This is a genomic window from Halopseudomonas pachastrellae, assembly GCF_900114765.1.
GTDB lineage: Bacteria > Pseudomonadota > Gammaproteobacteria > Pseudomonadales > Pseudomonadaceae > Halopseudomonas > Halopseudomonas pachastrellae.
In genome coordinates this window covers 177,119-201,158 of the sequence record NZ_FOUD01000004.1, presented here as the reverse complement: position 1 = coordinate 201,158, position 24,040 = coordinate 177,119, and the positions used below count along the sequence as shown (strand labels likewise).

Annotated in this window: 21 protein-coding genes and 1 pseudogene; 10 read left to right on the top strand and 12 right to left on the bottom strand. The window is 61.9% G+C overall.

The annotated features are described in order from the left end of the window. Positions 1–165: 165 nt before the first annotated feature. From BM116_RS04770 to BM116_RS04735, 8 genes are all read right to left on the bottom strand, one after another. Positions 166–981: a peptidoglycan DD-metalloendopeptidase family protein gene (locus BM116_RS04770; protein WP_235846695.1), complete on the bottom strand. Its 816-nt coding sequence runs from the start codon at positions 979–981 to the stop codon at positions 166–168. A 127-nt stretch (positions 982–1,108) separates the two neighbouring features. Further along, positions 1,109–2,032: a polyprenyl-phosphate transporter gene (locus tag BM116_RS04765; protein WP_083723405.1), complete on the bottom strand. Its 924-nt coding sequence runs from the start codon at positions 2,030–2,032 to the stop codon at positions 1,109–1,111. 22 nt (positions 2,033–2,054) lie between these two features. Continuing rightward, entirely contained in the window at positions 2,055–2,726 is a 672-nt protein-coding gene (locus BM116_RS04760) for a protein-L-isoaspartate(D-aspartate) O-methyltransferase (protein ID WP_083723407.1), read from the bottom strand. Positions 2,727–2,728: 2 nt separating this feature from the next. Then, positions 2,729–3,478, bottom strand: a complete 750-nt coding sequence (gene surE, locus BM116_RS04755) for a 5'/3'-nucleotidase SurE (RefSeq protein WP_083723409.1) — start codon at positions 3,476–3,478, stop codon at positions 2,729–2,731. Beyond that, positions 3,478–4,533, bottom strand: coding sequence for a tRNA pseudouridine(13) synthase TruD (gene truD / locus BM116_RS04750; protein ID WP_083723411.1), 1,056 nt, complete (start codon positions 4,531–4,533; stop codon positions 3,478–3,480). Before truD ends, surE begins: the two co-directional genes overlap by 1 nt. Next, complete coding sequence (gene ispF / locus BM116_RS04745; RefSeq protein ID WP_083723413.1) at positions 4,526–5,002, bottom strand: 2-C-methyl-D-erythritol 2,4-cyclodiphosphate synthase; 477 nt, start codon at positions 5,000–5,002, stop codon at positions 4,526–4,528. Before ispF ends, truD begins: the two co-directional genes overlap by 8 nt. A 74-nt stretch (positions 5,003–5,076) precedes the next feature. After that, positions 5,077–5,925, bottom strand: coding sequence for an S-formylglutathione hydrolase (gene fghA / locus BM116_RS04740; protein ID WP_083723415.1), 849 nt, complete (start codon positions 5,923–5,925; stop codon positions 5,077–5,079). Positions 5,926–6,062: 137 nt separating this feature from the next. After that, positions 6,063–7,175, bottom strand: a complete 1,113-nt coding sequence (locus BM116_RS04735; protein WP_083723417.1) for an S-(hydroxymethyl)glutathione dehydrogenase/class III alcohol dehydrogenase — start codon at positions 7,173–7,175, stop codon at positions 6,063–6,065. A 121-nt stretch (positions 7,176–7,296) separates the two neighbouring features. On the opposite strand from BM116_RS04735, the gene BM116_RS04730 reads away from it, so the two are divergent. Next, positions 7,297–8,190: a LysR substrate-binding domain-containing protein gene (locus tag BM116_RS04730; RefSeq protein ID WP_083723419.1), complete on the top strand. Its 894-nt coding sequence runs from the start codon at positions 7,297–7,299 to the stop codon at positions 8,188–8,190. Positions 8,191–8,243: 53 nt separating this feature from the next. Here the strand turns inward: BM116_RS04730 and BM116_RS04725 are convergent, their stop codons facing one another. Next, a complete protein-coding gene (locus BM116_RS04725; RefSeq protein WP_083723421.1) occupies positions 8,244–8,633 on the bottom strand; it encodes a DUF4168 domain-containing protein in 390 nt (129 codons plus the stop codon). A gap of 165 nt (positions 8,634–8,798) precedes the next feature. On the opposite strand from BM116_RS04725, the gene BM116_RS04720 reads away from it, so the two are divergent. The 3 genes from BM116_RS04720 (at position 8,799) to BM116_RS04710 (ending at position 12,212) form a co-directional block, all read left to right on the top strand. Continuing rightward, positions 8,799–10,304: an ATP-binding protein gene (locus BM116_RS04720; protein ID WP_083723423.1), complete on the top strand. Its 1,506-nt coding sequence runs from the start codon at positions 8,799–8,801 to the stop codon at positions 10,302–10,304. Then, positions 10,301–11,674: a sigma-54-dependent transcriptional regulator gene (locus BM116_RS04715; protein WP_083723425.1), complete on the top strand. Its 1,374-nt coding sequence runs from the start codon at positions 10,301–10,303 to the stop codon at positions 11,672–11,674. The genes BM116_RS04720 and BM116_RS04715 overlap by 4 nt, the downstream gene beginning before the upstream one ends. A 79-nt stretch (positions 11,675–11,753) precedes the next feature. After that, positions 11,754–12,212: a hypothetical protein gene (locus BM116_RS04710; RefSeq protein WP_083723427.1), complete on the top strand. Its 459-nt coding sequence runs from the start codon at positions 11,754–11,756 to the stop codon at positions 12,210–12,212. A gap of 9 nt (positions 12,213–12,221) precedes the next feature. Here the strand turns inward: BM116_RS04710 and BM116_RS04705 are convergent. Further along, positions 12,222–12,968: pseudogene (locus BM116_RS04705) on the bottom strand (lysophospholipid acyltransferase family protein). A 103-nt stretch (positions 12,969–13,071) separates the two neighbouring features. Continuing rightward, positions 13,072–15,939: an HD domain-containing phosphohydrolase gene (locus tag BM116_RS04700; RefSeq protein WP_083723429.1), complete on the bottom strand. Its 2,868-nt coding sequence runs from the start codon at positions 15,937–15,939 to the stop codon at positions 13,072–13,074. 225 nt (positions 15,940–16,164) lie between these two features. On the opposite strand from BM116_RS04700, the gene BM116_RS04695 reads away from it, so the two are divergent. From BM116_RS04695 to BM116_RS04685, 3 genes are read left to right on the top strand one after another with little or no spacing between them, the layout of a single operon-like run. Further along, entirely contained in the window at positions 16,165–17,133 is a 969-nt protein-coding gene (locus BM116_RS04695) for an alpha/beta fold hydrolase (RefSeq protein ID WP_083723431.1), read from the top strand. Positions 17,134–17,147: 14 nt separating this feature from the next. After that, a complete protein-coding gene (locus BM116_RS04690; protein WP_083723433.1) occupies positions 17,148–17,828 on the top strand; it encodes an SDR family NAD(P)-dependent oxidoreductase in 681 nt (226 codons plus the stop codon). 10 nt (positions 17,829–17,838) lie between these two features. After that, positions 17,839–18,555, top strand: coding sequence for a hypothetical protein (locus BM116_RS04685; protein ID WP_083723435.1), 717 nt, complete (start codon positions 17,839–17,841; stop codon positions 18,553–18,555). An 82-nt stretch (positions 18,556–18,637) separates the two neighbouring features. Here the strand turns inward: BM116_RS04685 and speA are convergent, their stop codons facing one another. Beyond that, entirely contained in the window at positions 18,638–20,557 is a 1,920-nt protein-coding gene (gene speA / locus BM116_RS04680) for an arginine decarboxylase (protein WP_083723437.1), read from the bottom strand. A gap of 554 nt (positions 20,558–21,111) precedes the next feature. On the opposite strand from speA, the gene BM116_RS04675 reads away from it, so the two are divergent. The 3 genes from BM116_RS04675 (at position 21,112) to ectB (ending at position 24,038) form a co-directional block, all read left to right on the top strand. After that, the gene (locus tag BM116_RS04675) at positions 21,112–21,882 is read left to right on the top strand and encodes an SDR family oxidoreductase (protein WP_083723440.1); all 771 of its coding nucleotides are present in this window, start codon (positions 21,112–21,114) and stop codon (positions 21,880–21,882) included. Between the two features lie 333 nt (positions 21,883–22,215). Beyond that, the gene (ectA, locus tag BM116_RS04670) at positions 22,216–22,737 is read left to right on the top strand and encodes a diaminobutyrate acetyltransferase (RefSeq protein ID WP_083723442.1); all 522 of its coding nucleotides are present in this window, start codon (positions 22,216–22,218) and stop codon (positions 22,735–22,737) included. 14 nt (positions 22,738–22,751) lie between these two features. After that, positions 22,752–24,038 (top strand): diaminobutyrate--2-oxoglutarate transaminase, encoded by a 1,287-nt coding sequence (gene ectB / locus BM116_RS04665; RefSeq protein ID WP_083723444.1) that lies wholly within the window; start codon positions 22,752–22,754, stop codon positions 24,036–24,038. The last annotated feature ends 2 nt before the right edge of the window (positions 24,039–24,040 follow it).

Below are 24,040 nucleotides of genomic sequence, written 5' to 3'. Positions count from 1 at the left end.
AGTGGCGGCCTTACAGGCGCAGCCCGCAGGGCCGGGGCCATTTTTCGGCCATGCTACGTTGTCGGTCGCTTATGTAGATCAACTACACTACGCTTCCTCCGCCTTGCCTGGCCAAAAAAATGGCCTCCGGCAGGTGGGCGAACGAAACGTCAACAGACCCTAACATCAAGATCGCGGCAAATACGCCAACGGGTCCACAGGTTGACCCTTGCGCCGTATCTCAAAGTGCAGCTTGACCCTGTCGGTGCCGCTGCTGCCCATTTCGGCGATAACCTGCCCGACCTTGACCTGATCCCCTTCCTTCACAAGCAACCGGCTGTTGTGTGCATAGGCACTCAGGAAGGTTTCGTCATGCTTGATGATGATCATGTCACCATAGCCAATCAGGCCCCGCCCTGCATACACCACTGCGCCATCAGCCGCTGCCTTGACAGGCTCACCCAATTGCCCGGCAATATCAATCCCTTTATTCAAACTGCCGTTTGACTGAAAGCGCGCCAGCAGCGTGCCGCGTGCCGGCCAACTCCAACCCGCCGCGCTGACCGGACCGGGTGCGATCACCGGCGCCGTTGCCGGCGTGTTGCTGGTACTGGCAGTGCTGGCCGGCGCCCGCGTGGTGGGCGCGCTGGGTGTGCTGGTGGTATTACTGCGGACCGGCGTGGAGGTAACCGCCGGAGCACTGGTCACCGGGGCGGGACGCGCTGGAGCGCTGGTGGTTGGTGCGCTGGCCACGCTGGTGGGCGCTGCGGAGCGTCTACCCAGGCTGATACGCTGACCAGGGTAAATGGTATAGGGGGCGCGCAAGTTGTTATTGCTGGCCAGTTCTTTCCAGTCCCAGCCATAGCGAAAGGCAATCTGATAGAGGGTTTCACCACGCTGCACGGTGTGCGCTCCGGTGGTAACCGACTGCGCGCGCTGGCCTCCACGGCCGCGCTCGTCAATCGGCACGGTACCGGACGGACCGGCGCATGCGGTCAACATGACCGCCAGAAACACAGTTGTGAGGTTTCTGGCCTGCGCCGCAGACCGCCCCCCCTCTCGCACACACCGCCCCATTCCAGGCTGGCTCCCGTTCAGTATCACCTGCAGGGTTCGCAACGGCGCGCCCTCAGGCCGCCGTTCGCCGTCCCCACCACTCCAATAGCAACACTAATACCACGCCGAGCACCATCAATGCCAACCCGGCCTGCCACAGTGAGGGTTCACCGACAAGTTGGCTGTATTGCTGCGGCCAAAGGTTGGCCTCGGTCAGCGGCACCTGCTCGCCATGGCTGTTGGTACGCCAGGTCAGGGTCTCTTTCCAGGGCCACACCTTGTTCAGCGAGCCAACCAGCAAGCCGGTCAAAAACGCCAGGGTGATATTACGCGCATGGCTGAGCAGCCAGGACAACAGGCGAGCAAAGCTCAACAGCCCGGCCACGCAGCCCAGGGCAAACAGCCCGAGCAGCCCGAACTCCAGATTCTTTACCGCATGCAGCACGCCGGTATAAAGACCCAGCAACAGCAGAATGAAGCTGCCCGAAATGCCTGGCAGGATCATCGCGCAGATCGCAATGGCACCGCCAAAGAACAGGTTGAGCGGGGTCACGCTCAGACTCAGCGGCGCCGCCACGGTTATCAGATAGGCAAACAGCGTACCTGCCACCGCCGCCATGATGGTCCAGGCGTTCCAGCGTTTGATCTCTCGACCAACGAGGTAAACAGAGACCAGAATCAGCCCGAAAAAGAACGACCAGACCAGCACACCATGATGTTCCAGCGCATAGGTGATTAGCCGTGCCAGTGACAGAATGCTGCACAGAATGCCGGCCAGCAGGGTCACCAGAAAGGGGCCATCTACTGCCCGCCAGGTATCGGCAAAACGCCCGCGCAGCAGCCACAACAGCTTGTCCGGCGTACAGGCCGCAATAGCAGCCAGCAGACGGTCGTAGATACCGGAGATAAAGGCGATGGTGCCGCCGGACACACCGGGCACCACGTCGGCGGCGCCCATGGCAACGCCACGCAGGAAGATAAACAGATAGTCCTTCACAAAGAGTCCTTGCAGGCAGGGATCAGGAGTGGATGGCGCCGGCCAGCAGCGGCACAAAACGCACCGGCTCGACCTGCTGATGAATGAACTCGTCGCCCTGGCGCACGACCAGCATCAAATGCTGCTCATGCTCACCCACCGGAATCACCAGGCGGCCGCCATCGGCCAATTGAGCGAGCAGTTCACGCGGAATCTCGGCCGGTGCAGCCGTCACCAGTATTGCGTCGTAGGGTCCGTACTGCGGCCAGCCCCAGTTGCCGTCGGCGTGGCGAAACACTACGTTACGAATATTAATGTCCCGCAGCACGCTCTTGGCCCTTTCCTGCAAGGGGTAGATGCGCTCGACACTGAACACCCGCTCAACCACCTGAGCCAGGATGGCGGTCTGGTAGCCCGAGCCGGTGCCGACCTCCATGACCTTGTCGAGCGGCCCACCGCCGAGCAGCAGCTCAGTCATGCGGGCAACGATGTAGGGCTGGGACAGCGTCTGGTTATGACCAATCGGCAACGCCGTATCTTCGTAGGCGCGGTGGGCCAGCGCTTCATCGACAAACAGGTGGCGAGGGGTTCGACGGATCGCTTCAAGCACATGCAGATTGCGGATGCCTTCCTCGAACAGGCGCTCGAGCAGCCGCTCGCGCGTACGCTGAGAGGTCATGCCGATACCGGCGCGATAAAGGTCGTCGTGTCCCATTCTCAAACCAGTCCGTCCAGCCAATTTTCCAGGTGGTCGAAGACTTCATACATGGTCTTGTCCACGCGCAGCGGCGTGACCGACACAAAGCCCTGCATGATGGCGTGGAAGTCGGTGCCTTCGCCGCCGTCTTCGGCATCTCCGGCTACCGAGATCCAGTAACCTTCCTTGCCACGCGGGTCGACCCATTTCACCGGTTTGGCCGCGCGTGCGCGGTGCCCCAGACGGGTCAAGCGCACCCCCTTGATGTGCTCCAAAGGCAGGTTCGGCACGTTAACATTGAGCACGGTGCGTGGCGGCAGGTCGAGCTGGTCATGGGCTTCGACCATCTGACGCGCAAAGTGCGCGGCGGTCGGCAGGTTGTCCGACTGGCGACCGGTCAGCGAGAACGCCATCGCCGTGCGCGACAGAAAACGCCCTTCCAGCGCGGCAGCAACGGTGCCGGAGTAGAGTACGTCGTCACCCAGGTTGGCACCCAGGTTGATGCCCGACACCACCATATCGATGCTGTCTTCAAACAGCGCATTGAGCCCAAGGTGAACGCAGTCTGTCGGGGTGCCATTGACCCCGATATAGCCGTTCTCCAGCGTGAACGGGCGCAGCGGCCGGTCCAGACTCAGGGCGCTGCTTGCGCCACTGCGGTCTTCGGCGGGGGCAACCACTACGCAGTCGGCATAATCGGCCAGCGCGCCGTGCAGGGCCTTGATGCCCGGCGCCAGCACACCATCATCGTTGGCAATCAGAATTCGCATCAGTTTTCCGTTTCCAGCCCGCCACCGGGGGCACTGGAGAGTTCCAGCAGCTCGTGCAGCAACGCCGTAGCGAAGCAGCCGGTAGGCAGGGTAAATTCCAGTTCGAGACAATCGGTGGACGGATAATGCCACGTAAGTCCCTGAATGGGGAGGCGTAAAATCCGTCTGGCCTGATCCAGCCCTGCCCCTTCCAGCCAGGCAGCCAGCTCTGGCTCAGCACCGGCAATCTTCTGTTCAAGCGCTGCCGTTTCCGCACCACTGGCCAACGAACCCGCACCCCAGAGCGATGCGGTGGGATGCAGATCCAGCGCCGCCGGACGCGGATCATCGGCGGCCAGTTCGCTGGCCGGAAAGTGACTGCGGCTATCGGTAAAAGCCAGGCAATCACCGGGCAGAATGCGGTTCCATGTGCCGTCCGCCACTCGCGCCGCGAGCATGCGATTGAACAGCAGACTGCGGGCGGTTGAGAGCAAGCGTGAACGCGTGCCACGCGCAGGTGGATAACCGCCCTGCCCGGCCCAGCGACGGGCGTCGTGCAGGTTGCTGCCGTCGCGACCAAAGCGCTGCGGGCCGAAATAATTGGGCACACCTTCGCGGGCGATGATCTGCAGCCGCGCATCCAGCTCGGCGTTATCGGCCTGCAGGTCGGTCAGCCGAATAAAGAAACCGTTCGCGCTGTGTGCACCGCGCTGCAGCTTGCGCTGGTGGCGGGTCTGTTCCAGGCAGCGCAACTGGTCATTCCACAGCGCACTGAAATCCGGATCAGCGCGGCCCGGCAACTGCAGGCTGAACCACTGGCGGGTGACCGCCTGACGATCCTTCAACCCGGCGTAACTGACGTTACGCAGCGAAATACCGGCCGCGCGGGCCAGTTGCCTGGCGACTTCTTCGGTATTCAGGCCGCGCTTTTCCAGCAGCAGCCAGAGATGCTCTCCTGACCCGCTGAGTGCGATGTCCAGCACTTCGGTGACGCGGAAATCGTCAGGCGTTGCCTTTAGCGTTGCCCGGCCGCAGCTGTCACCCCAGGCACGCGGCCCCAGCAGCGTCTCAGACATCGGCCAGCAACAGGGCCACCGCGTGTACGGCTATCCCTTCCTCGCGGCCGGTGAAGCCGAGCTTTTCAGTGGTGGTTGCCTTGACGTTGACCTGATCCAGCGCGACGCCCAAGTCTGCAGCGATCTGCTCGCGCATCAGCGGAATATGCGGCGCCATCTTCGGCCGCTGGGCGACGATGGTGGCGTCCACATTGCCCACCTTCCAGCCGCGCTCGCGGAGCAGGCTCATGACGTGACGCAGCAGCACGCGGCTGTCGGCGCCCTTGAATTCGGGGTCGGTATCGGGGAAGTGCTGGCCGATGTCACCCAGCGCGGCAGCGCCGAGCAATGCGTCAGCCAATGCGTGCAACAGCACGTCACCATCGGAATGAGCCACCAGCCCCCGGTTATGCGCGATTTGCACGCCACCGAGGGTGATGAAATCGCCATCGCCAAAGCGATGAACGTCGTAGCCGTGGCCAATACGCATGTGAAGTCTCCCGTCAGTCGATGGCGGCGATTCTACCGCCTCGACATGACAGGGAACAGGCCACGGTCGCCGCTCTACAGCCCGAGCGCGGCCGCATGATGACGCAGGTGGTCATCAATAAAGCTGGCGATGAAGTAGTAGCTGTGGTCGTAGCCGGGCTGGCGACGCAGGGTCAACGGGTGCCCTGCAGCTGCTGCGGCCGCTTCCAGCGCTTCAGGCTTGAGCTGTTCAGCCAGGAAGTTGTCGGACTCGCCCTGATCGACCAGCAGCGGCAGACGCTCAGTCGCGCCTGCCAGCAGTTCACAGGTATCCCACGCCTTCCAGGCCGCACGGTCATTGCCCAGATACTGCCCCAGTGCCTTATGTCCCCAAGGACAATCACTCGGATTGGTGATCGGCGCAAATGCCGACACCGAGCGATAGCGACCGGGATTCTTCAGCGCACAGATCAACGCGCCGTGGCCGCCCATCGAATGCCCGCTGATCGAACGCTGATCCGATACCGGGAAGTGCTCCTCGATCAGCCCCGGCAGCTCCTGCACGACGTAGTCGTACATGCGGTAGTGCTGCGCCCACGGCTGCTCGGTGGCGTTGACGTAAAAGCCCGCGCCCAGACCGAAGTCATAGGCGCCTTCAGCATCGTCCGGCACGCCTTCGCCGCGCGGGCTGGTGTCCGGCGCGACGATAACCATGCCGAGTTCAGCAGCCAAGCGCTGCGCGCCCGCCTTTTGCATGAAGTTCTCGTCAGTACAGGTCAGCCCCGACAGCCAGTACAGCACCGGCAAGGGCTTGCCCTGATCCGCCTGCGGCGGCAGGTAGATGCCAAACACCATGTCGCAGTGCAGCACCTGAGAGCGGTGACGATAACGCTTCATCCAGCCGCCAAAGCTCTTGTTGGCGCTGACCAGTTCAATGTCGTTCATAAGAAATCTCCGGAAAGACGTAAAAGCCAACGAAGGCTCGAAGCCGGAAGCTTGAAGCTGAAAGCAGATATGAGCGGATAGCTACTCATCTGCACGGCCTGCTTCCAGCTTTTAACTTCCAGCTTTCAGCTGCCGTTTCAGAAGTGAATAACCGTCCGAATGCTCTTGCCTTCGTGCATCAGTTCAAAGGCTTCATTGATCTGATCCAGACCCATGGTGTGGGTGATGAAGCTGTCCAGCGGGATTTCGCCGGTCTGGGATTTCTCGACATAGCTTGGCAGCTCGGTGCGGCCTTTGACGCCACCGAAGGCACTGCCGCGCCAGACGCGGCCGGTCACCAGTTGAAACGGACGGGTGCTGATCTCGGCGCCAGCCGGTGCCACACCGATGATGGTCGACTCGCCCCAGCCCTTGTGACAGCACTCCAGCGCCGCGCGCATCAACTGCACGTTGCCGATGCACTCGAAGCTGTAATCCACACCGCCATCGGTCATGTCGACGATGACTTCCTGAATCGGCTTGTCGTAGTCCTTCGGATTGACGAACTCGGTCAGACCCAGCTCACGGGCGATACCTTCCTTGCCCGGGTTGATGTCGATACCGATGATGCGGCTGGCACCGGCCATCTTGGCGCCGATGATCGCAGCCAGACCGATACCACCCAGACCGAAGATGGCGACGGTAGCGCCCGCTTCTACTTTGGCAGTGTTCAACACAGCGCCGATACCGGTGGTAACGCCACAGCCCAGCAGGCAGACCTTTTCCAGCGGTGCTTCTTTCGGAATCACGGCCACGGAGACTTCCGGCAGTACGGTGTACTCGGAGAAGGTAGAGCAGCCCATGTAGTGATAGATCGGCTCGCCCTTGTAGCTGAAACGGCTGGTGCCGTCGGGCATCAAACCTTTGCCCTGGGTGGTGCGCACCGAGCTGCAAAGGTTGGTCTTCTGAGATTTGCAGAATTTGCACTGGCCACATTCGGCGGTATACAGCGGAATCACGTGATCGCCGACCTGGACGGATGTCACACCCTCACCGACCGCTTCAACCACACCGCCGCCCTCGTGACCGAGGATGCAGGGGAACACGCCTTCGCTGTCCTGACCGGACAGGGTGTAGGCATCGGTGTGGCAAACACCGGAAGCAACGATGCGAATCAGCACCTCGCCGGCCTGCGGCGGGGCGACGTCGACTTCAACGATCTGCAGGGGTTCATTCGGCGCAAAGGCCACAGCGGCGCGGGACTTGATCATGGGATTCTCCATTGATTGAAGGAACAACAGGTTGGCAAGTGTAGTAGAGAGCGGTTTCGTGGATAATCCCCCACAAGACAAAACATTAATGCTGTACAGGGATAATCATGAGTAACCGGGCATGAGTAACTGGGAAGGGATCGACGAGTTTGTAGCCGTAGCCGAGACCGGACACTTCACCGGCGCGGCAACCCGCCTGGGTGTTTCCTCCTCCCACGTCAGCCGCCAGATTGCGCGACTGGAAGATCGGCTGCAGAGCCGCCTGTTCTACCGCAGCACCCGCCGCGTCAGCCTGACCGAAGCGGGCCAGACCTTCCTGCAGCACTGCCAGCGCCTGATCGACGCCCGCGACGAAGCGCTACAGGCCATCACCGATCTCGGCAGCGAGCCCAAAGGCCTGCTGCGCATGACCTGCGCCGTGGCCTACGGCGAAAGCTTTATCATGCCCATCGTCGATGACTTTATGCAGCAACACCCGCAACTGCGCGTAGAAATGACCCTCACCAACCAGACCCTCGACCTGCTGCATGGCAGTTACGACCTGGCCATTCGCCTTGGCCGCCTTCAAGACTCCAGCCTGATCGCCACCCGCATAGCGCCGCGTCACATGTACCTGTGCGCTGCACCAGCCTATCTGGAGCGCTTCGGCGCGCCGCACAGCCTGTCGGAGCTGCCCCGGCATAACTGCCTGATCGGCAGCAGCGATGTTTGGACCTTCCAACAGCGCGGCCGAGAACTACCGGTTCGGGTACAGGGCAACTGGCGCTGCAACAGCGGCCAGGCCGTGCTGGCAGCGGCGCTGCGTGGTTTTGGCCTGTGCCAGCTGCCGGACTATTACGTGCAGGGCCACCTGCGTAGCGGCGCCTTACGCGCCCTGCTACCCCAGCACCAGCCGCCACATACCGCCGTGTGGGCGCTGTATCCGCAGCAGCGCCATCTATCGCCCAAGGTCCGCCAGCTGGTTGACCACCTCAAACGCGGGCTGGCCGAGCGCCCGGAATACAGCACGCCCTGACAAGGCACCAAAAAAGGGGCCGAAGCCCCTTTTTCTCAACTCAGATCACGCTATCAGTTTACCTGCTGTGCGCGCTGACGCAGCTCCATGTCTGTCTGCATGCGCGAGGCGATTTCGTTGTAACGAGGGATATCCATCTCCTCGTCCTGAATGGCTTCTACCATCTCTTCCTGGGCGTCCAGCTGCATCTGCTGGGCTTCTTGCTGGTCACCGGCATTGCTCAGCTCTTCAGTCAGCTCCTGGCGGATTTCGTTGACCTTCTTCTCCGCTGTGACGAATTTCTCCAGGTCCTCATCGGTCACCGGCGCTGCTGCGGCCGCTGCCGAGGGAGCACCGTACTGCTGGCCGGCGGAACCGCCAGCGGATTGAGCAACAGCGAACGGTACACCAGCGCTCAGGGTCACAACACACAGGGCAGCAGTCAGTTTTTTCAGATTCGTCATGGTGTTTCTCCTTCGTTGAGTGTCACTGGATATAGAGCAGACACCGTGCCAAGAATCGATAAAACACAATAACCAACTGTTTTTAAAGACTTTATTTTTAAAAACACAAACCGAAACGCCTTTCAGCTTGCCTGAATCGCCCACAAAAACGTATCTTTTTTAAACATGAGCAAAAAATACCCGTTCAAATATGACCCGTTTTCCTGGCTGGGCATCAGCGGCCTGCAACGCACACTTCTACTGTTTGTTGTGCTGCCCTTGCTGGTGCTCACCGCACTGGGCATCCGCTTTGGTCTGGAACAGGCCAGCCAGTTTCAGCAACAACGCCTGAAGGACGACCTGGAGCTGATCGGCCGGGCGATCAGCATCCCCATCGGCAACGCACTGCGCGAGCACGACGAGCAGGCGATCGAGCTCGCACTGGGCTCGGTCTTTATTATCGGTGAGGTCTACGGTGCGTCGGTTTTCGACGTCAACGGCGTGCGCCTGGCGTCGGCCGGCATCACAGAGAGCGACCTGACCCGAACCGCCATTCCCGACCTTATTGTGTCTACCGGCCAGGCCCAGCAGGGGTTCAGCCAGGTGGGCGGGCGCCACCTGTTCTCGCACTTCATGCCGCTATTCGACGCCGGCGGGCAGATTCAGGGGCTGATTCAGATAACCCGGCGGGCCAGCGACTTCGGTCGCGCGCTGGACCAACTTGAGATCATTGCCTGGCTGACCTGGGCGGTACTGGCTATCGGCATCCTTTGCGCAGTGATGCTCGGGCACTACGGCGGCGTTGGGCGCCATGTGGACCGCCTGCTGGAACATATGCAGCGGGTTGCTCAGGGTGATCATGCCCACCGCGCGGCGCTGGAAGGCCCAACCGAAGTTGCGGCCCTGGCAGACGGCCTGAACCAGATGCTCGACAGCATCGAACAGGCACAGCTGGAGCTGGATGAGCGCCGCGCCGCCGAAACCGGCCTGCTGGCGCAACTCAAGGATCAGGAGAAAATGGCAGCCATTGGCGGCATGGCACGGGGGGTCGCCCATGAGCTGGGCGCACCACTGAGCGTGATCGACGGACGCGCCCGGCGCCTGCAGCGCCGGGCTGCCGATGATGAGGGGCAGCAGCGCGAGCTCGGCGCTATCCGCGGGCAAGTAGCCCGCCTCACCCACACGGTTCGCCAACTGCTTGATTACAGTCGCCCCAGCGCCGCAGAGCCGCGCGCAACGTCACTGCGCCAGGTACTCGACAGCGCAGTAGCGGCCATTACGCCCGAACTGGAAGTCGCCGGGCGGCAACTGGAGCTGGAGGCCGACAGCACGCAGACGCTGCCCACGGTCAAAGGCGACCCGGGCCGTCTGGAGCTGGCCCTGCTCAACCTGCTGCGTAACGCCCTGCAAGCCAGCGAACAGCGCCTGCAAGTGCAGCTCAGCCAACAGCAGGGACAACTGCGCATTGATATTGACGACGACGGCCCGGGCCTGCCCGAAGCCAGCCGCGAGCAACTGCTCGAGCCCTTCTTTACCACCAAGCCACCGGGCGAAGGCACCGGGCTGGGGCTGGCCATTGTCAACACCATCGCCGAAGAACACGGCGGCCAACTTGTGCTGGACAGCAGCCCGCTGGGCGGCTGCCGTGCCAGCCTGCTGCTGCCGGTTGATCAAGGGAAGAACAACGCATGAGCCACACCGAACATCTGCTACTGGTCGAAGACGATCCGGGGCTGCGCGAACTGCTGCAGGAAGAACTCGAAGCCGAGGGCTACCGGGTGAGCGCCTGCGCCAGTGCCGAAGCAGCTCAGCCGCTGCTGCAACAGGGCGATATTGATCTGCTGATCAGCGACCTGCGCCTGCCCGGCGCCAACGGCCTGAGCCTGCTGCCCGTCGCGCAGAGCCTGAACCCGGCCCCGGCAATGCTGATCATCACCGCCTTTGGCTCCGTACAACAGGCCGTGCAGGCGCTGCAGCAAGGCGCCGACGACTTTCTTACCAAGCCGCTGGAAATGGACCACTTCCTGCTCACGGCAAGCCGCCTGCTGGAAAATCGCCGCCTGCGCCGTGAAGTGCAACGCTACCGCTCCATCATGGCAGTGGAGCAATTTCACGGCATCATCGGCCAGAGCAGCGTGATGCGGCGGCTGTTTCAGGACATCCGCCAAGTGGCAGACGCCGATGGCCCGGTGCTTATTCAGGGCGAAAGCGGCACCGGCAAGGAATTGGTTGCCCGCGCCGTGCACGAGCAAAGCAGTCGCAAGTCCGCTCCTTATATGGTCGTCAACTGCGGCGGCATCCCCAGCGAGCTGATGGAAAGCGAGTTCTTTGGCCACGCCGCCGGCGCCTATACCGGCGCCCGCAAAAACCGCGCTGGCCTGTTCCAGCAGGCCGACGGCGGCACCCTGCTGCTGGATGAGATTGGCGAAATGCCCCTCGCCCTGCAGGCCAAGCTGCTGCGCGCCCTGCAGGACGGCAAGGTGAGACCGGTTGGCAGCGACCACGAGATTCAACTGAACGTCCGTGTCATCGCCGCGACCAACCGCCAGCTGACCGACTGCGTGGCTGATGGCAGCTTCCGCGAAGACCTGTTCTATCGCCTGGAAACCTTCACCCTGCAGGTGCCGGCCCTGCGCGAGCGGGCCGATGACATTCACGCGCTGGCCGACTTCTTTCTGGCTCGCTTCAACGCAAGACAGCAACGCCACATCAAGGGCTTTGCCGACGACGCCCGCCTGGCGCTGCAGCGCCACACCTTTCCGGGCAACGTGCGCGAGCTGCAAAACGCTGTGGAGCGCGCTGCAACCTTTTGCACCGGCGACCTGATCGAGCTAGGCAACCTACCGGACCGACTGCAGCAGGCCGAGCAGCACAACCCGGGCTCCCCCGGCGTGCCGCTGCTGGATGGGCTGACAGGTGCGGCGCTGGAGCAGTTACCCAGCCTCGAGACAGTGCAGCGCCAATATATTCATCAGGTACTCAGCGCCACCGGCGGCAACAAGCGCCGGGCCGCCGACATCCTGGGTATCACCCGGCGCACGCTGTACCGCTGGATCGAATGAGCACGGCGGTGCAGGACGGCGGCTCTCTGGGTTACAGTAGACCCAGCTCAATTCCCCCCCCTCGACTCAGGAGCACACTGTGGCAAGCGCCCTGCGGCTGAACACCCTGCTGAACCGTCAATTCCAGCCCGATGACCGTCTGCTCGATACCTTGCGTAACGAGCTGAAGCTACTTGATGGGCTGTGCCGCACCCTGGGCGTCTCGGAGCTCAGCAGCTTTGTCGACACCACAGCGCTGGAGCTGCAGGCCGCCGTGGCCATGTTGGACGATGAAGCGAAAAAGGCCGTGCCGGAGCCGGACCCGCAGACCGGCCAGATCTGGGGTATTGAAGACGTCAGCTGGCAACCGGTCGCAACCGGCATGAGCACGCTGGAAGCCCTCCAGCACCACCTGCGCAAATCCCCGCACAGCGGCCTCAACAGCAACAAGGTGCGAGACCTGCTGCAAGAGCTGGACTACTGCATCGCCACCCTCGCGCCGCTGGAAGCAGAAGGCGCGCAATTTCACCTGGCCGTTGAAGAGTCCGGACAGCGCTGAACCGCGCGGCTAGCCTCCGAGCAGCGCGGCGATCCGCTGGCGCGTCTCGGCCATCAGCTCTGGCAGGTCTTCTCGCGTGTAGGTCGCCGCGTCGATCGGCTCGCCGATATGGACCGACACCTGCTGGCCGAGGTTGAAGCGCCAGCTGCGCGCCGGCAGCACCTTGTGAATGCCGCGTATGGCGACCGGCACGATCACCGCCTCGGTATCCAGCGCCAGGTGAAAACATCCCTTCTTGAACGGCAACAACTCACCCGTGCGTGAACGCGTCCCCTCTGGCGCCGCCCACAGCACGATGCCCGACTCCATCATCTGCCGGGCACGGGCCAGATCGGCCAGCGCCTGATTGCGCTTGTGGCGATTGATTGCTGGGAACTCCGCCAGGCGCATGGTCAACCCCAGCACCGGAATGCGGTACAACTCCGATTTGGCCAGCATGCGAATGGAGCCCGGCAACGCTACAAAGCTGACCGGAATATCGTAATGGCTGGCATGGGTTCAGAGAATGATATAGCGGCGCCCGTCGCTGAAGTCCGGAGCCGTACCAAAGACGCTGACCTGCAGGCGCACCAACCGGAGCAGGGCTGCCGCCCAACCGCGCGTGTAACGATCCACCCGCGCGCGATCCAGCCGTCTGGCAGCAGCTCGCCAGAGCACATCCAGACAGTATCCCAGGGTAATCAGAACAGAACCGACAACCACGCCGATGCGGCGCAGCAGGGTGGCAGATTCAGCAACGGGCGACAGGCTCAACATGACGACTCTCTTGTTCAGACTCACAGCTGCTGGTGATACGGGTCACCAGCAGCCGGACAGATTGCCACATTTCTGTCATCTGCGGTCAACGACCAGGAGGCGATCAGGCGATCAATTGCCACTCTTGCAACTGAGCCAGACACCCCTCCACATCGACCTGATCGCACTGCTGCGGCTGCAGGAACAGCTGACCATATTGCTCGTGCACACCGGTGCGCAGAAACAGCGCCAGCAGCTCGCCGTCGATGTGCCGGTCCTTGGCCATGAACAGCATGATCTTGACCGCCTCGGAAAGTGTTTTCGCCGGTTTGTAGGGGCGGTCCGCCGCGGTCAGTGCTTCAAATATGTCGGCAATGGCCAGCACCCGATCAGGCACCGACAACTGGTCCTCACCCAGACGGCGCGGATAACCGGTGCCATCGAGCTTCTCATGGTGCGTAGCCGCCAGCTGCGGCACATCGCGCAGCGCCCGTGGGAACGGCAAGGTACTAAGCATGATCAGGGTCTGCACGATGTGATCGTTGATCTTGAAGCGCTCTTCGGCCGTCAGCGTGCCCCGCTGAATGGACAGGTTATGCAGCTCACCCCGGTCAAAGCTGTATTGCGGCGCCTCCATATCAAAGCCCCAGATGTTGCGCGGGTCATCCTTGGCAACGGGCGGTTTACGATCCCCCCAGGGCACCTTGTGCTCGGATTTGTCACTAAGCAGGCGCTCGACCACCGGCAACGCTTGCGCCGGCACGCCGTCCAGCTGCTGCATTTCCTCCTGCGACAGACCGAGCCGATCATCAAAGTGGCGCACCCAGGTCTGTTCAGCAATCTGATGCAAACGCTCGACATCCTCCTCGCGCATGAACTCACCACCCACGTTTGCCTTGGCTACCTCCTCGAACTCCGCCTGTAAACGCTGGCGGGTCTGGGCCAATTCGGCGGCCAGTTCCGCCTCATCTCGCCCTTCGGCAAGGCCTTGCCAATAACGGATCTCCGCATCTCGCCACAGCACCTCGAAGCGCGTGCGGACCTCGTGAATGCGGTTGTAGATGGTTTCCAGCTTGGTGGCCTTGTCGACTACGTATTCAGGGCTGGTGATCTTGCCGCAGTCGTGCATCCAGGCCGCAATGCGGAAGGCATAGCGCTGCTCGTCATCCATCGAGAACTGGGCAAGTGCGCCGGTCTCCGAGTCCAGAGCACGGTTGAGCAGCATCTCGGCCAACTGCGGTACACGATCGCAGTGCCCGCCGGTGTAGGGCGACTTGGCGTCAATGGCCGTGGCCAGCAGGCGAATGATCGACTCCATCAACACCTGCTGATCCTCGAACAGCTGGCGGGTTTCGATAGCAACGGCCAGGGTGCCAGAGAGGCTGTCCAGAAACTGCCGCAGGCTGGACACCGTCTTGGCTGGCAGAAGCGGCGAAACCTCCACCGCCAGGACCCCCAAAAGATTTTCCTGGCGATCACGCAATGCCAGCGTCAGGTAACGGTGGTCACGATCAAGCCGCGTTGCCAGCACCCGGGCCGGCTTGCTGCGCAACTCTTCATCCAACGTCATCGACTGCGGGTAATGCTCGGCATTAATACCGCTGGCGAGCCTCAGTTCACCACTGCCCTCGTCACACAGAAACACCGCGCCACCACGGCCTTTGGCCATGTCGATCAGGTGCTCCAGCACAACATCCAACATGCGCTCCAGCCGCGTCTCTCGACTCAGCGCCAGCGATATCTGCTGAAAGTGATGAATAGCGCCAGCCATGCGCCCGATGACCACGCCCAGGTCGTTAACCTCGCGAATCCGGGAGCGAACGCCGATCTTCTGTGAAAACTCCATGTTGGCCAGGTGGCCAACCTGATCAGCCAGCGCCTTGAGGGGGCCGCCAAGACGCTGCCCCAGAGCCCAGCCGATCAATACCAGCAACAACATCAGAACCAGCGCCCACATGGCCTGATGCTTGAGGATACCCACCACGCCGGCAAGCATCTCCTTTCCGGGCATGGCAATCAGCACCCGACCAAGATCATTGCCAATGCGTGTCAGCGGCAGGCTAATGACATACCAGTCACCATCTTCCCGAGGGAGCAATTGCACCTCGGAGGAATCCAGTTTCAGATCAGCCAGTTCAGCCAGCACGGGCACCTGCAGCTCATTGATCATCGCCAGCCTGGGCTCGGCGCCCTCGTCCCGGACGATCAATTTATCCAGATCCGGGTAAGCAACAACCCGTCTGCCACTGACAATCGCCATCTGGGTACCCGGCGTCAGGTGCATATCCTTGACCTCGACCGCGAGATCATCGACCGCTGCGTCCAGCCCCAGCACCGCGCCCGTCAAGTTGCTGCGCAGCGCCATCGTCAGGCCTACCTGTCCGGTGGTAAAAAACAGATAGGGTTCGGTCAGCACTACTCCTTCAGAGGTCTGCGCGAGCTGGTACCAGGGACGAGTCCGTGGATCGTACTGGTACTCCGGCACCGGTCGACTACCTATCTGGTGCAACGCGGCATCGTAGAACAGCCAGCGCCCGAGCATCTGCTCGGCATCACGCTCCACCGACTGCACAAGAAAATGGGTGCCCTCCGGTAGCTGAAAACCATCTAGCCCCCCTTCAGGTACACGCCGCACGAGGAAAAACTCGCCGCTCGGGTAGCCTGCGTAAACCGCACTTACAGTCTTGCCATCCCCCAGCAACTGGGCGAGCGCCGGCAACCGCGCAGAACGCTCACGCAGCGAATCAGAGGTTATCAGAGGATCATGAACCAGCATGTGCAGGGCATTCTGGCCCGGCGACAGCAACCGCTCGGTTCGCTCATCAAGTAGCGAACTCAGCTGCCTGGCCGAATCGGTAGCGGCAGCAATCAGCACCGCACGGGCACCACGATACCCCTGCAGGGCAGTCACCAGCAGCATTGCCAGCAGACACACGACAATGGATAAGGCAATCAGGCCCTGCAAGGTAAACCAGGGACGCAATCGCTTCATTAACGGTCCAAACTCCCTGCGAGGACAGCTATTAAAACCCACGTAAAGAGCATAGCTCAGCCTGAGACTCAGACGTGTATTGCCCAGCGCCGATCAGGCAGATCATGTGCGAGTCATGCACGGCACCGATATTCGACACTTCGGCTGATGAATGCGCGTGCGACAATCGCGCCATATCACCGCCGATTTGCCATAGTGTGGCCTCAGGACTCAGTGGAGAGCAGTATGCAGCAGACACAACAACAACTGATCAAGGTCAACGGCATTCAGCTCAGTGTGCATATCGCAGGCCCCGAGAGCGGCAAGCCAGTCTGGCTGCTGCACGGATTTCCCGAGTGCTGGTACTCGTGGCGCCATCAGATCACTGCGCTGGCAGCTCAGGGTTACCGGGTTTTTGCCCCGGAAATGCGCGGTTACGGTGCTACCGAGGCACCAGAAGCGGTCGAGGCCTACGACCTGATCACCATCTGCGGTGACATTCAGGGCGCGATGAACCATTTCGGCCATGAGCAGGTAGCCATGATCGGCCACGATTGGGGCGCCCCCATTGCCTGGCACCTGGCACTACTGGAGCCAGCCCGCGTCAAGGCGGTGTGCGGCCTGTCGGTGCCCTTCGGCGGACGCCCGCGTCAGCCGGCGATCAACATGATGCGCGAGGCCTACAAGGACAAGTTCCACTACATGCTGTACTTCCAGACCCAGGGCCCGGCCGAAGCCGAACTGGCCGCGGATATCCCGCGCACCATGCGCCTGATGATGCACGGCCTGGACAGCCAGGCAGGCGGCGCTCTGGTACAGGACAAGCCGGCCGACTCAGCCTGGCTCGAGGATTACACCGACCCGGGCCGGCAACCCGCCTGGTGCTCCGACGAGGCCTTCGAGGTCTACGTCAACACCTTTGAGCAAAGCGGCTTCTGCGGCCCGATAAACTGGTATCGCAACTTTGAGCGCAACTGGGAGCGTACCGAGCCCTTGGCCGGCCGCCAGATCGAACAACCTGCCCTGTTCCTGATCGGCGACCGTGACCCGGTTGGCGCACTGGAAGCCTATACCATCAAGAAAATGCCCAGCGTGGTGCCGCAGGTCGAACAGCATGTGATTGCCGACTGCGGCCACTGGATTCAGGCCGAGAAGCCTGCCGATGTAAACGGCTTGCTGCTGCCGTTTCTGGAGCGTCACTTCCCCGCAACCTGACAGGGAGAGGAACGATGAGCCTGTGTGATCTGAGTAACAAGCGCATCCTGCTGACCCAGGCAGCGGATTTCATGGGGCCGGCGCTGCAGCGCACGCTGCAAGCCTGCGGCGCGGAGTTGATCGCCGACAACCGCGACTTTCTGGACCCGAAGGCGCCGCAGAAGCTGATCGCCGAAGCAGGCAGCGTTGATGTATTGCTGCTGAATCTGGGCGTGCCCGCGCCGAATACGCCAGCCGATCAGGTAGAGGACGAAGAATGGGGCCTGCTGTTTCGCCACATGGTCGACCCGCTGCCCCGCTTTGCCCGCGCTGTGCTGCCGGCCATGACTGCGCGCGGCCATGGCAAGATTGTGCTGATGGGCAGTGCCTCAGCCCTGCGCGGCATGAAGCGCGCCTCCAGCTATAGCGCCGCGCGCGGTGCCCAGCTGGCCTGGGTGCAAGCCGTGGGCGCCGAGGTTGCAGGCAAGGGTGTGCAGGTCAACGCCATCGCCCAGAACTTTGTCGATAACCCCACCTATTTCCCACCCGAGATTCAGGCCAATCCGGCGTTTCAGGCGCGTCTGCAACGCGAAGTGCCGCTTGGGCGACTGGTCTCGGCAGAAGAAGACAGCCACTTCGCCGCCTATCTGTGCTCGGACGCGGCCAACTGTTTCGTTGGCCAGGTGTTCCCAGTCTGCGGCGGCTGGAGCCATTAAGGAAGATACGATGCAAAACACCATACCGACCATTATCCGCAAACGTTTCTGCGGTCCGCCGAACAGCGGCAACGGCGGCTACGTCTGCGGCCTGCTGACCAACGCCCTGGGCGAACCCGCACAGGTCACCCTGCACGCACCGCCGCCGCTGGACACCGACCTTGTGATCGTACGCGACGCAGACGGCGCCCGCCTGCTGCAAGGCGAGACGCTGCTCGGCAGCGCCCGCCCCTATCAGCTTGCATTGGCGCTGCCACCCGCCGTCAGCCTGGCCGACGCCGAAGCCGCCCGCCCCCGCTTCAGCGGCTACGAGCAGCATGGCCTGCCCGGCTGTTTTGTCTGCGGTACCGACCGCTGCGAGCACGACGGCCTGCTGCTGCACACCGGCCCGGTGACCGGTCGTGACAGCACCGTAGCCTGCCCCTGGACGCCAGACAGCACGCTGGACGCCGGTGACGGCACGGTTGCTCCGGAATTTGTCTGGGCGGCGCTGGATTGTCCCGGCTATTTTGCCGTGAAAGATCAGGCCGGCGTTGCCCTGCTAGGCCGCTTTGCCGCGCACATCGAGCGCCCGATCAAGGTCGGCGAGCAGTTGGTCGTAACCGGCTGGGCCATCGCCCACGATGGCCGCAAGCACCAGGCCGGCACCGCTATCTACACAGCAGATGGCCAGCCGGTGGGCTGGGCCGAGGCCACCTGGATCAGTCTGCAGAAACAGGCGGCCTAAGGAAGCACTGGCCAATTCCACTCGCCCTACGGGGCGTACAGGCTGGGCATGCGGAATTAATCAGTGCTACCTTAACGCCGAGTTACTCGGCGTTAAGGTAGGAAGAACGCGTCAGCCCGAGCCGCAGCGCATCGACAAAGCGCGTGCGCTCGGCCGGGCTGAGGCGCGCACCGGAGACCTTGTCACGGTACAGTGTCACCAGCTCATCCGGCGCAAAGTGCACGTAACGCAGCATGTCTTCGATAGTGTCGTGGGTTTCGATGCCACCATGCACCACCTTGCCATCGGCACGCAGGTACACGTTGACCGAGTCGGTGTCACCGAACAGGTTGTGCATGTCACCCAGAATCTCCTGGTAGGCACCCACCAGGAAAATCCCCAGCAGGTAGTCCTCACCCTCGCGCAGGTCGTGCACCGGCAGCGTATTCTCGATGCTCTGCTCATCGACGTAGTGGCGGATCTTGCCATCGGAGTCGCAGGTCAGATCCTGCAGCACCGCGCGGCGCAGGGGCTCTTCTTCAAGCCGGTCGAGCGGCACGATCGGCAACACCTGATCAATCGCCCAGGTATCCGGCAGACTCTGGAAGACCGAAAAGTTGCAGATGTACTTGTCAGCCATCTTGTCGTTCAGCTCATCCAGCACCTGGCGGTGAGAGCGCTGACGGGCCTTCAGCTGGGCATGCAAGCGATTGCACAACGCGTAGTAGCACTGCTCTGCCAGCGCCTTTTCAGACAGGCTGAGCTTGCCCTCGGCATACTGCGCCGCCACATCAGCCATATAGTGCGTTGCGCGCCAGTAGGTTTCGGTGACCATTTCGATATCGTGCTGATCCTGCAGTCGCACCAGATTGCGCACCACCGCCGGCAACTCGTCCAGGTCCTCGATCTCGGGCATCACATCGTTGTAACGCTCAACGTCGGTCACCTGCACAATCAGCACCGCGTGGTGCGCGGTCATCGCCCGCCCGCTCTCGGAGAAGATGTGGGGGTGCGGCAGCCCCTGCTCATCACAGAAGTCACGTAGCATGCCCACCACCGTATGCGCGTACTCATTGACGTCGTAGTTGATCGAGCTGGCATTGCGCGAGTGGGTGCCGTCATAGTCCACGCCCAGGCCGCCGCCAACATCGATATGGTCGACCGGCAGCCCTAGCGCGCGCAGCTCGCCAAAGTAGCGAATGGCTTCGCGGAAACCGTGCTGATAATCGGCCAGATTGGCGATCTGTGAGCCCATGTGAAAATGCAGCAGACGCACACCGTCCTGCAGATTGGCCGCCCGGAAGGTGTCAACCACGCGCAGCAGCTGGGCGGCAGACAGCCCGAATTTGGACTTCTCACCGCCGGTGTCGGCCCACTTGCTGGAGGCAAGCGAGGAGAGCCGTACCCGCAGCCCTACCTGCGGCGTGACGCCGAGCTTTTCCGCCTCCTCAATCACCAGCCGGACCTCGGACTCCTTCTCGATCACGATGAACACATTGTGGCCGAGCTTCTGGCCGATCAGTGCCAGGTGGATGAACTCGCGGTCCTTGTAGCCGTTGCAGACAATGGTGCCGCCCTTGGGCGCCAGCGCCAGCACCGCCATGAGTTCAGGCTTGGAACCTGCCTCCAGGCCGATGGAGACGCTCTCGGTGGCGATGACGTTCTCCACCACCGCTTCCTGCTGGTTGACCTTGATCGGATAAAGCGCGGTATAGCCGGCGCCGTACTCCAGCGCCTCGATGTTGCGGTCAAAGGCGCCGGTCAACTGGCGTACCCGCGCCTGCAGAATATCCGGAAAGCGCACCAGCAACGGCAGATCCAGTCCGCTCTCGCGCAGCTGCCCTAGCAGCTCGTGCAGGTCGATACTGCCTGCCTCCGGGCCGCGCGGCATGACCTCGACATGGCCCTGTTCATTGACGTTGAAATAGCCCGCGCCCCAATGGCGAATGCCGTAGACACTGCGGCTGTCTGCCACGGTCCAGGCCGATGCGTCTTCTTTGCGCGAACGTCGAACAGATCCCATTGCTTCCTCACTCTACTCACTTGTTGGGCTCGCCATTGTGAACGTCATTCGTGACGACAGTTCCACTGGCGACTCTAGGGCCTGTTGCCGTTTCGTTCATCCGCCTGCCGGAGGCCATTTTTCGGCCAGGCAAGGCGGAGGGAGCGCAGTGTAGTCGCTCTACATAAGCGACCGACAACGCAGCATGGCCAAAAAATGGCCCCGGCCCTCTGGGTTGCGCCTGTAAAGCCGCCACTCGGCGTCGCTCGTCGCTCACGTGGAATGACCACGCTACGCTTCTCGCTTCTTGATTGGCGGCTTTACAGGCTGCAACAGGCGGGCGAACGAAACGACAACAGGCCCTAGCCAAGGATAAGCCAAAAGGCGTCTGCCCGCAGCGCCCGCCATGACTCAGCATTTGCGTGCTCTATAAGCCTGCGGCGCGCTTGGGGCCAGACCGGCACTGGTTTAACGTAGCTGGAGAAGCACTGATCAACTCCGCATGCCTTGTGCGGGGCGTGTGGACTTGATCAGCGCCTCCCTAGTTAACGCATGCCAACAACAAGGAGACTCCCATGCAACAGTACTTCAGCCTGGCCGGCCGCACCGCGCTGGTCACCGGCGGCAGCCGCGGCATTGGCCGCATGATCGCCCAGGGCTACCTGGAAGCCGGCGCCCGCGTCATCATTTGCTGCCGCAAAATTGCCGAAGGCCAGCAAACAGCCCAGGAGCTGAGTCAGTACGGCGAGTGCATCGCCCTGGCCGCCGACCTGTCCAGCGAGGCAGGCGCCCGCCAACTGGCCGACGACGTCAGCAAGCTCACCGACCGCCTGGACATCCTGGTCAACAACGCCGGTACCAGCTGGGGTGCTCCGCTGGAAGACTTTCCGGTCTCCGGCTGGGAAAAGGTCATGCAGCTGAACGTCATCTCGGTCTTCAGCTGCATCCAGCAACTGCTGCCGCTGCTGCGCGCGTCGGCCAACGCGGACAATCCCGCACGCGTTATCAACATCGGCTCGGTCGCCGGCATCAGCTCCTTCGGCGAGCAGGCCTACTCCTATGGTCCAAGCAAGGCCGCCGTACACCAGCTCTCGCGCAACCTGGCCCGTGAGCTGGTCAGCGAACACATCAACGTCAATGTGATCGCCCCCGGCCGCTTCCCGAGCAAGATGACCAGCCACATCCAGAGCGACCCAGAGGCCATGGCTGAGGACTGCAAGCACATCCCGATGAAACGCTGGGGCCGCGAAGAGGAAATGTCCGCGCTAGCCATCATGCTGGCCGGCACCGGCGGCGCCTACATGACCGGCAATATCATCCCGATCGACGGCGGCTTCACCCTCTAAGCGCAACGCCGGCCCGCCCCGACGCCCGCCGCCCGGCGGGCGCTCTCCCCTCCTGAAAACCCTCCTGATCACGCCCCAGCGTGAGGCACTGCTGCGCCCTGGCGGTGCACCCCAAGACACCCACGCCCGCTCCCACGCAGCCCCCACCAGACGGGGCATAGCGCCAAATTGATTACACAAGAAAGTAGTTTGATGACAAATCTATTTAACAGCTATAAACATATTCAAGCCACGCAAACCCGCATGAACACGGCGTTTAATGCGGGTTGAGATAATTTTTTGGATATGTTTATTATGAAAAAAGCATTTACGCATAAGCATTAGGAACCCGGTTTGTCACTTACACCCGTAACACTACGAAAACCCGAAAGCACGGACGGCTTTGCCCTGAACAACCTGGTCGAACGCTGCAAACCGCTGGACACCAACTCGGTGTACTGCAACCTGCTGCAGTGTTACGACTTTGCCGATACCGCCATTGCCGCCGAGACGGCTGACGGCGATCTGGTCGGCTTTATCTCCGGCTATCGTCCGCCGGCGCGCCAAGACACCTTGTTTGTCTGGCAGGTCGCCGTGGACAGCCGCATGCGCGGCCAGGGCCTGGCACTGAAGATGCTGCTGGCACTGATTGGACGCGTACGCGCAGATGGTGTCAGCCGATTGGAGACGACCATCTCCCCCGGCAACGAGGCATCTGAGGCGCTGTTCAAAAAAGCCTTCCGTTTGCTTGGCGCCGAGTACAGCACCGAAGTGCTGTTCTCCCGCGAGACACATTTCAATGGTCAGCACGATGATGAAGTCATCTATCGCGCCGGCCCCTTTACCCAATCTGCACCCCAACCAGCTCAAGCTTGAGATCAGGAGATCCCATGAACACCTTTGAACAGTTCGAGAAAAACGAATCGGATATTCGCAGCTACTGCCGCTCGTTCCCGGTGGTCTTCAAGCAGGCCCGTGGCGCCGAGCTGGTGACCCGCGAAGGCAAGAGCTACATCGACTTTCTGGCCGGTGCCGGCACCCTGAACTACGGGCACAACAACCCGATCCTGAAAAAGGCGCTGATCCAGTACCTGGAAGATGACGGCATCACCCACGGCCTCGACATGTACTCCGACGCCAAAGAGCGCTTCCTGGAGACCTTCAACCGCGTGATCCTGGAGCCCCGCGGCCTGGGCGCGTACAAGGTCCAGTTCAGCGGCCCGACTGGTGCCAACTCGGTCGAAGCAGCCCTTAAACTGGCCCGCAAGGTCACTGGCCGCAGCAACGTCATCAGCTTCACCAACGGTTTCCACGGCTGCACCATCGGTGCGCTGTCGGTCACCGGTAACGGCCACCACCGCGGCGCCGCTGGCGTACCGCTGTCCGAGGTGAGCCGCATGCCTTACGCCAACTATTTTGGCGACAAGGTCAACACCATCGCCATGATGGACAAGATGCTCAGCGACCCGAGCAGCGGTATCGACAAGCCCGCCGCCGTGATCGTTGAAGTCGTCCAGGGTGAAGGCGGCCTGAACACCGCCTCCGCCGACTGGATGCGCAAGCTGGAAAAGCTCTGCCGCAAGCATGAAATGCTGCTGATCGTCGATGACATTCAGGCTGGCTGCGGCCGCACCGGCACCTTCTTCAGCTTTGAGGAAATGGGTATCAAGCCGGACATCATCACCCTGTCCAAGTCGCTCAGCGGGTTCGGTCTGCCCTTCGCCATCGTGGTCATGCGCAACGAGCTGGACCAGTGGGAGCCGGGCGAGCACAACGGTACCTTCCGTGGCAACAACCACGCGTTCGTCACCGCTGCCGCTGCTCTGGAGAACTTCTGGGCTGACGATACCTTCGCCAAGAGCGTGCAGGCCAAGGGCAAGCGCATCGCTGACGGCATGCAGAAGATCGTCCGCAAGCACGGCCCCGACTCTCTCTATGTCAAAGGCCGCGGCATGATGCTGGGCATTAACTGCCCCGACGGCGATACCGCCGCCGCCATCTGCAAGGAAGCCTTTGCCAACGGGCTGGTGATCGAAACCAGCGGTAACCATAGCCAGGTCGTCAAGTGCCTGTGCCCGCTGACCATCACCGAAGAACAGATCGACAAGGCTCTGACCATCCTCGATGCCGCCTTTGCCAAGGTGCTGGGTGATCAGGTCGCCAATCAAGCTTCTTGAGG

Excerpts from the sequence above, each read along its gene's own strand:
- BM116_RS04735 (WP_083723417.1), bottom strand. The coding sequence starts at position 7,175 with ATGATCAAGTCCCGCGCCGCTGTGGCCTTTGCGCCGAATGAACCCCTG.
- BM116_RS04715 (WP_083723425.1), top strand. The coding sequence starts at position 10,301 with ATGAGCCACACCGAACATCTGCTACTGGTCGAAGACGATCCGGGGCTG.
- BM116_RS04685 (WP_083723435.1), top strand. The coding sequence starts at position 17,839 with ATGCAAAACACCATACCGACCATTATCCGCAAACGTTTCTGCGGTCCG.
- BM116_RS04730 (WP_083723419.1), top strand. The coding sequence starts at position 7,297 with ATGAGTAACTGGGAAGGGATCGACGAGTTTGTAGCCGTAGCCGAGACC.
- BM116_RS04695 (WP_083723431.1), top strand. The coding sequence starts at position 16,165 with ATGCAGCAGACACAACAACAACTGATCAAGGTCAACGGCATTCAGCTC.
- BM116_RS04700 (WP_083723429.1), bottom strand. The coding sequence starts at position 15,939 with ATGAAGCGATTGCGTCCCTGGTTTACCTTGCAGGGCCTGATTGCCTTA.
- BM116_RS04690 (WP_083723433.1), top strand. The coding sequence starts at position 17,148 with ATGAGCCTGTGTGATCTGAGTAACAAGCGCATCCTGCTGACCCAGGCA.
- speA (WP_083723437.1), bottom strand. The coding sequence starts at position 20,557 with ATGGGATCTGTTCGACGTTCGCGCAAAGAAGACGCATCGGCCTGGACC.
- fghA (WP_083723415.1), bottom strand. The coding sequence starts at position 5,925 with ATGAACGACATTGAACTGGTCAGCGCCAACAAGAGCTTTGGCGGCTGG.
- ispF (WP_083723413.1), bottom strand. The coding sequence starts at position 5,002 with ATGCGTATTGGCCACGGCTACGACGTTCATCGCTTTGGCGATGGCGAT.
- BM116_RS04760 (WP_083723407.1), bottom strand. The coding sequence starts at position 2,726 with ATGGGACACGACGACCTTTATCGCGCCGGTATCGGCATGACCTCTCAG.
- BM116_RS04725 (WP_083723421.1), bottom strand. The coding sequence starts at position 8,633 with ATGACGAATCTGAAAAAACTGACTGCTGCCCTGTGTGTTGTGACCCTG.
- truD (WP_083723411.1), bottom strand. The coding sequence starts at position 4,533 with ATGTCTGAGACGCTGCTGGGGCCGCGTGCCTGGGGTGACAGCTGCGGC.
- surE (WP_083723409.1), bottom strand. The coding sequence starts at position 3,478 with ATGCGAATTCTGATTGCCAACGATGATGGTGTGCTGGCGCCGGGCATC.
- ectB (WP_083723444.1), top strand. The coding sequence starts at position 22,752 with ATGAACACCTTTGAACAGTTCGAGAAAAACGAATCGGATATTCGCAGC.
- BM116_RS04675 (WP_083723440.1), top strand. The coding sequence starts at position 21,112 with ATGCAACAGTACTTCAGCCTGGCCGGCCGCACCGCGCTGGTCACCGGC.
- BM116_RS04720 (WP_083723423.1), top strand. The coding sequence starts at position 8,799 with ATGAGCAAAAAATACCCGTTCAAATATGACCCGTTTTCCTGGCTGGGC.
- BM116_RS04770 (WP_235846695.1), bottom strand. The coding sequence starts at position 981 with ATGTTGACCGCATGCGCCGGTCCGTCCGGTACCGTGCCGATTGACGAG.